General features: G+C 60.1%; 7 protein-coding genes. 4 read left to right on the top strand and 3 right to left on the bottom strand.

Annotated elements, in window-relative coordinates; genetic code table 11:
- Positions 1-150 precede the first annotated feature (150 nt).
- Positions 151-1836, bottom strand: coding sequence for an AMP-binding protein (locus Q7T10_RS06195; protein WP_304746943.1), 1686 nt, complete (start codon positions 1834-1836; stop codon positions 151-153).
- A gap of 45 nt (positions 1837-1881) precedes the next feature.
- A complete protein-coding gene (locus Q7T10_RS06190; protein WP_304746942.1) occupies positions 1882-2619 on the bottom strand; it encodes a hypothetical protein in 738 nt (245 codons plus the stop codon).
- A gap of 68 nt (positions 2620-2687) precedes the next feature.
- On the opposite strand from Q7T10_RS06190, the gene Q7T10_RS06185 reads away from it, so the two are divergent.
- The 3 genes from Q7T10_RS06185 to Q7T10_RS06175 are packed head-to-tail and all read left to right on the top strand — an operon-like array spanning position 2688 to position 5776.
- Positions 2688-3194 carry a hypothetical protein gene (locus Q7T10_RS06185; protein ID WP_304746941.1) on the top strand — a complete coding sequence of 169 codons (507 nt, stop codon included), beginning with the start codon at positions 2688-2690 and terminating at the stop codon, positions 3192-3194.
- A 20-nt stretch (positions 3195-3214) separates the two neighbouring features.
- Entirely contained in the window at positions 3215-4840 is a 1626-nt protein-coding gene (locus Q7T10_RS06180; protein WP_304746940.1) for a GMC family oxidoreductase, read from the top strand.
- 27 nt (positions 4841-4867) lie between these two features.
- Positions 4868-5776, top strand: a complete 909-nt coding sequence (locus tag Q7T10_RS06175) for a triacylglycerol lipase (RefSeq protein ID WP_304746939.1) — start codon at positions 4868-4870, stop codon at positions 5774-5776.
- A gap of 138 nt (positions 5777-5914) precedes the next feature.
- On the opposite strand, the gene Q7T10_RS06170 is transcribed toward Q7T10_RS06175, so the two are convergent.
- On the bottom strand, positions 5915-6043 hold the full coding sequence (locus Q7T10_RS06170; RefSeq protein WP_304746938.1) for a hypothetical protein: 129 nt from the start codon (positions 6041-6043) through the stop codon (positions 5915-5917).
- An 18-nt stretch (positions 6044-6061) separates the two neighbouring features.
- Here Q7T10_RS06170 and Q7T10_RS06165 point away from each other — a divergent pair, with 18 nt between their 5' ends.
- Positions 6062-7174 (top strand): response regulator, encoded by a 1113-nt coding sequence (locus Q7T10_RS06165; RefSeq protein ID WP_304746937.1) that lies wholly within the window; start codon positions 6062-6064, stop codon positions 7172-7174.
- The last annotated feature ends 56 nt before the right edge of the window (positions 7175-7230 follow it).

Raw genomic sequence — 7230 nt, 5'->3', positions numbered from 1 at the left:
TCTTCGGGCTTTTTGTAGTCCGCCAGCAGCGCATCAATCAGGTCGCTGGGTAAGGGTTTCATTTCTACGGTCATCATTGCTCCATGCAAGACAGCAGTTTCCTGCCAAAAGACCGTTTACACAAAACTTCTTACACCCTCTGGCCTTGGGCTATTTTCCAACTCGAAGCTCACGTCGCAGAACCTTGCCGACGTTTGACTTCGGTAGGTCATCACGGAATTCAATGTATTTCGGCCGCTTGTACCCTGTCAAATTCTGTTGACAGTATCTTGCGATGTCATCTTCAGACAAAGTGGAATTGTCTTTGACCACGAAAACCTTGATCGCTTCACCTTGTTTTTCGTCCGGAACGCCGATGACGGCACACTCCACCACGCCGTCACACAGGGAAATGACATTCTCCAGTTCACTTGGGAAGACGTTGAAGCCGCTGACCAGAATCATGTCTTTCTTCCGGTCCACGATTTTTGTGTAGCCACGCTCGTCCATGACGCCCACATCTCCGGTGCGCATGAAACCGTCTGGCGTAAATGCCCGGGTGTTCTCCTCTGGTTGCTGGTAATAGCCCGGCATAACATTGGGACCCCGGATGCAAATCTCTCCGGATTGACCTTGAGCCAGCGAGTTGCCTTCATCGTCCTTGATGGCGATGTCGATGCCTGGCAGTGGCAGTCCGATGGTGCCGGAGAACTCTTTTGACAGCACCGGATTATTGGTTCCGATGGCGCACGTCTCACTCATGCCCCAACCCTCCACCATGGGACAGCCCGTAGTCTCTAGCCAGTGCTTGGCCGTTCCGGCCGACGCCGCCATTCCGCCCGCTTGCGAAACGCAAAGACTGGAAAAGTCGACGGTCTTGAATTGTGGGTGTTGCAGCAGTGCGTTAAACAGTGTGTTGACGGCGGGCAGCAAATGAAAGGGTCTCTTTTTGAGCGTGGCAATGAAGCCGCCAAAATCCCGGGGATTGGGAATCAGTGTCAGGTGCGAGCCCCGTCGGATCGCCAGGAGAGACAGCGAAAGCGCAAATATGTGATACAGAGGAAGGGCCGCAATGCTGTTGATCTGCCGCGGATCGCCCACACGTTGGAGCGCCGGTGTGAACCAGGCCTCTGCCTGCAAGACCGCTGCAACGATGTTGCGATGCGTCAGCACGGCACCTTTGCTCAGGCCGGTGGTTCCGCCGGTGTACTGCAAAAATGCGATTGACTCCAGTGTGCTTGCCGCCGGCTTGAATGGGATCGACCCACCCTCTGCAAGGGCCTGCTTGAAAGAGATGGCGGTCCTTCCTGCGTTGAGCGGCAGCGTGTAAGCCGGCACCATCCTGGCGAGGTGCCTGACAGCGAAAGTGATCCACTTGCCATACCAGAACCCCAGCAAATCGCCCATGGAGGCAACGACTACGTGTTTGATCGGCGTGTTGTCGATAACCTCTGCCAGTGTCGCTGCGAAATTCTCCAGAACCACGATGACGGTTGCGCCAGAGTCCCTGAGCTGGTGCTCCAGTTCGCGTGCGGTGTACAACGGATTGACGTTCACGCAGGTGAAGCCGGCGCGCAAGACGCCCGCCATCGTTACCGGGAATTGCGGAATGTTGGGCAACATGATCGCCACCCGCGCACCCGGCTCCAGGGCCTTGCTTTGAAGCCAGGCGCCCAATGCCGCTGAAAAATGATCCAGCTGACCGTAAGTCATCCAGCTTTCCATGCAGACTGAAAACGGACTCGCTGCATTTTTCTGGAAAGACTCCTCCAGCATGTGCGTCAATGACCGATATTGTTCCGGGTTGACGTCATGGGCGACGCCGGGCGGATAGCTCTTGAGCCAGATTTTTTCCATGGGTACTCCTGTGCGGCAATTTTGGACGAAGACGGACCGCCGACGTTACCGGGGTTGTCCCAGTATCTGGCTGAGTTCCGTCTCGCAGGCGACAACGCTGGCGTCAAAAAGCCGATTAATCAGCCCGGCTTCCCGCTCCCGCACAGTTTCCAGAAAATAGAGGGCGCCGTCGCCCTTGCGGCCCATCGCCGCAAAGGTGTCAAAGCCCGACTCAAGGAATTTTTGCAGCGACCCCAGTCCGGCCAGGTTGGCTGGCCCGCGCATCATCTTGAGCATCATGCGAAGGCCGGGAGCGCGCGTCAGGCGGTCCAGTTCATGCCCGACCTCCAAGACCGTTGCAAGCTGCCTGTCTCGGTCCGGGCGCCGGTCAACGGCACGCCAGGCGGCCGCATAGCGCGAGACTTCTGGCGCTTCGCCGTTGCTCATCCAGTGCTGCGCCATGGCCAGGTCGAGTTCTTCCGTCAGCCGATGCAGTTGCGCCAGCGAGACGGCGGTTTGCACTACCTGCTGGGGAAAGAGTCGCTCCAGCGTGCCAGCAATCCGTGCAAACTGAGAATCACGGTCGGAATAATCCTTCTCACTGTAAAGTTCCTCGAGGAAAAACAGGGCCGCGGGCTTGAATCGTTCCGATTGCAGCAGATCGAAGTACGTGCCCGCAAATCGCCTGGCCTGAAAATGTTTGATGTCGCTAATGGCCCGGGCCAGCCCGGGGTGGTCAGCGGCAGTCTGTCGCAGTAAGGTGACGCGCATAACCGCGTCGCGAATAATGTTTGTGGCTTCCATATGAACCCCAAGTCTATCTAGATGCAAAGCCCTAGTGGCGACGGCCTGATACATGCGATATTTGCCAAATGCAACGCAGAACACTTCTTAAGCTCGGCGCCTTGTCTGCTGCGGTCCTGATCGTGGCAGGTGGTGCCACGGCCTTGCTGCAACCCGGCCTGCGACAAGGCAAACTGACGCCCGCCGCCCAGACCATTTTTTCCAGCGTAGCGTGCGCCATTCTGGATCGCACACTGCCCACTGGAGATCTCGACAAGCAAAAGGCATTGGCTGGCTTGCTCGATCGCATTGATGATTTGTCGCAAGCTTTTCCACCTCACGTTCAGGCAGAGTTGTCGCAATTGCTCGGGTTACTTTCCACCGCCGTGGGCCGGCGGACCCTGGCTGGTCTGGAGTCTGATTGGCCGAGTGCCAGCGTCACAGAGGTGCAGCAAGCTTTGCAGTCGATGCGCCTGTCGCGCCTGGCGTTGCGCCAGCAAAGCTATCACGCGCTTCACGATATCGTCGGCGCGGCCTATTTTTCTGACGCCAGCACGTGGGTCACACTGGGCTACCCCGGCCCTGTCAACATCTAGAACGAAGGCGTCCCATTTTCATGAGCAGTTTGCATGACCCGATCCGTGAAGGATTGAAACGTGGCTGGAAAGTCCATGGTGGCGCACACAGCGCGCGGCCCGAGAGAATCGTCTGTGATGTCGCCATTGTTGGCTCGGGTGCCGGGGCCGGCGTCACCGCCGAGTTGCTGGCACGGGCTGGGTTGCATGTGGTTATCGTGGAGGAAGGGCCGCTCAAGAGCAGCAGCGACTTCAACCAGAAGGAAGCCGAGGCCTACCCCTCCCTGTATCAGGAAAGTGCCGGACGAAAAACCGAAGACAAGGCCATCACCATACTTCAGGGGCGCTGCGTGGGCGGCTCCACCACCGTCAATTGGACCAGTTCATTTCGAACACCCAGTGGCACCCTGAGCTACTGGCAGCAGAATTTTGGCCTGGCGGATTACACCAACGACGCCCTCGCGCCTTACTTTCAGCAGGCAGAGCGCCGGCTGAACATCGGGCACTGGCTCACGCCGCCCAATGAAAACAACGATCTGTTGCGCCGCGGTGCCGCCCGGTTGGGCATCCACGCCTCCGCCATTGAGCGCAACGTCAAGGGCTGCTGGAACCTGGGCTCATGCGGCCTGGGCTGCCCGACCAATGCCAAGCAATCCATGCTCGTCACGACGATTCCGGCGGCGCTGGAACTCGGCGCGCAACTGTTGACCGAAACCCGGGCCGAGCGCTTTGAACTGGCCAACGGCAGGGTGACGGCGCTGATTTGCCGAAATGTAGAGTCAAATGGGGCTCTTGCACAAGCGGGACGGGCGCAAGTAGCTACTAAAGTAATAGCGAAACATTACGTACTGGCAGGCGGCGCCATCAACTCGCCCGCCGTGCTGCTGCGCTCTAGCGCGCCCGATCCGCATGGCCGCCTCGGAATCCGGACTTTCTTGCATCCGGTGGTGATGTCTTCCGGCATCTTCGCGCAAAAGGTCGAGGCCTGGAGCGGTGCGCCGCAGTCGATTTACACCGACCATTTTCTGCAGACCCAGGCGATTGATGGCGCCATGGGCTACAAGCTGGAAGCACCACCGCTGCATCCGCTGATTTTTGCATCTACCGTGCCGGGCTTTGGTCAGACGCAGCATGAGCTGCTCGCCTCTTTTCCGCACAACCACACGCTGCTGGCGCTGCTGCGTGACGGCTTTCATGATGAAGCGCCAGGCGGCAAGGTCGGCCTGCGCGCAGACAATTCTGCAGTGCTTGAATACCCGCTGACCGATTACGTCATGGATGGTGGCCGCCGGGCCCTGCTGTCGATGATGGAAATCCAGTTTGCGGCCGGGGCGCAGCAGGTCATGCCACTGCATGAAATGGCCGCGCCTTACACCTCCTGGGCGCAGGCGCGCGCTGCGGTGCAGGCGCTGCCGATGAAGCCGCGCCTGCTCAAGATCGTGAGCGCGCATGTGATGGGCGGCTGCGGCCTGGCCGGCACCGAGCGCCAGGGCGTGACGCGGCCCGACGGTGTGCATTGGCAACTGAGCAATCTTTCGATTCACGACGGCTCGCTGTTTCCGACCAGCATTGGCGCCAACCCCCAACTGTCGGTGTATGGCGCGGTGAACCGCCTGGCGCAGGGGCTGGCCAAAAGGCTGACAGGCCGTGATGTCGCGCTGGCCTGAGCCACAGCACGGTGGCCATTGCCTGTGATGCTGGCCTGGCTGCAACGGTTCATCACGGTGTCGCTGTTGGCGGCTGCCTGCGGCTGGCTGCTGTACTTTGGCCGCAGCGCACCGGTGCTCGCCGTGGCGGGTTTCATGGCGATTGTGCTGGGCTATTCTGTCTTCCTTGCTATCGAATTCATCTTGGTCAGGCAGGTGAACAAGAGCGATCCGGTGCCCCAACCCGGCTGCAAAGAACTGTTCGGGGCCTGGCTGGGCGAGACGCTGACCGCGCCTCAGGTCTTTTGCTGGCGCCAGCCCTTCCGCCCCGAGGCCGTCCCGGATCAGCTTGGGCCGCCAGCGCTGGTGCAGGGCCGCCGGGGCGTGGTTTTTGTCCATGGCTTTTTCTGCAACCGGGGCGTGTGGACGCCCTGGCTCAGGCGCCTGCAGGGCCAGGGCCATGCTTTTGTGGCCGTCAACCTGGAGCCGCTGTTTTGCTCGATTGACGAGTACGCGCCGCAAATTGAGGCTGCTGTCCAGCGCGTGACCCTGGCCACCGGGCTGGCGCCGCTGTTGATCTGCCACAGCATGGGCGGCTTGGCGGTCAGGGCTTGGCTCGCGCAGATGAAGGCCGAGGCGAGGGCGTTCCATGTGGTGACGATCGGCACGCCGCACCGTGGTACCTGGCTGGCGCGTTTTGGCCATGGCCACAATGGCCGCCAGATGCGCCTGCTGTCGGACTGGCACACGCGGCTGGACCATGGCATGCCGGCTGGCCGCCATGCGCTTTTCACCTGCTGGTATTCCAACTGCGACAACATCGTGTTCCCGGCTTCCACCGCCACGCTGGCAGGCGCCGACAACCGGCTGGTTCGCGGCGCGGCGCATGTGCAGCTTGCCTTTGTGCCGCAGGTCATGCAGACCACGCTGGCCATGCTGGACGAGCGTCCGCCCTGATCCCTTTGGCCTGTCCATCCCGCAAAAGTGGCGCCGGTACTGGCCGTGGTGTTCCTGATCTGGCAGCTTTGGCAGAATATTTGCAATATTTCGCAAAATAAGCAATTTTCTTGTGACAATTAGACGTTTTATGGATTTTCAATCTTTGGCATTAATCGACGAAAGAGGGCTGTTTCGAGTCGAGCGCTGCAGGTGATGGATTTCTACTCGCCAGCCGGATGGAATGCGGGGATACTTTTCGGTTGCGCCACGCATGGCGAATTTCATAGATAGCGAGCGTTTGTTATGCCCCTGATCGTGGTGATTGATGATGATGCGGGCACCCGCCTGCTGGTCAGCCAGGTATTGAAGAAAGAAGGCTATCGGGTCATGACCGCAGAAGACGGGGCCAAGGGCTTGGCGCTGATTCGCGAGCACAAGCCCGAACTGGTCGTCAGCGATGTCCAGATGCCGCTGCTGGACGGCTTTGACGTGCTGGATCAGGTGCGCAATGACGCTGAACTGTCCGCGACCGCCGTGATCTTGCTGACCTCGCTGCAGGACCGTAGCTACATGCGCCTGGGCATGACCACCGGCGCCGACGATTATTTGACAAAGCCTTTTTCGCCCCAGGAACTGCGCGAAGCCGTCAGTGCGCAATTGAACAAGCGCGACAGGGCTGATGCCATGCGCACCCAGGTGGTTGACAAGGCAGTGCAACTGGCCCTGGACGAGCAGCGCCACAAGATTGGCGCGCTTTACGAAAGCCGCATGGTCCAGGCACTCAGTGAACAGTGGCCCGATAGCAGCACCGCCCAGGACAGCGACAGGTTTGCCAGCGCCACGGTGCTGTATGCCGACATGCGCGACTATGGTTTGTGGACGCAAACCCTGAGCAGCACCGAGTTCAGCGAAATCGTGCAGCAGCTCTACAGCAGCGTCGGCGATACCGTCTATCTGTTTGGCGCGCACAGCATGCAGTTTGTCGGTGACGGCATGTTGTGCGTTTTTGTGGATGCCGCAGATACCCACTCCGTGAACCACGGCCTGCGGGCGGTGCGCGCCGCGCTGGGGCTGGCCAATGCGACCAAACGCATCGATGGCTATGTGCAAAAGAACTTTGCTGAACGCCGCTTGCCCAAATTTTCGCTTGGCGTGGCACTGCACAGCGGCCCGGTGGCGTTTACCAGCCTGGACGGCCTGATCAGCCGCACCGGCCAGACCACGCCTGTGGGCGATACCGTTGCGGCGGCGCTCAAGCTGTTCCATGGGGAGCCGCGCCTGAACTGGAGCGTGGCAGCCAGCATGCAGGCAATGCGCCTGGTCACCGGGTCGGTGCGTACCGGCCAAAGTGCCCGGGTCCAGGTGCCGGGACGCAGCCAGCCCATCGATGCGCTGGAAATCCTGGGCCTGGCATGACGGCTGTACATCCGCTGCAGGCGCTGATGGACTGGAGCCGGCTGGAGCAGTTCCGG

Origin of the sequence: Rhodoferax sp. (genome assembly GCF_030646845.1) — a bacterium.
Taxonomy (GTDB): domain Bacteria; phylum Pseudomonadota; class Gammaproteobacteria; order Burkholderiales; family Burkholderiaceae_C; genus Rhodoferax.
This window is presented reverse-complemented; position numbering and strand designations above follow the sequence as displayed.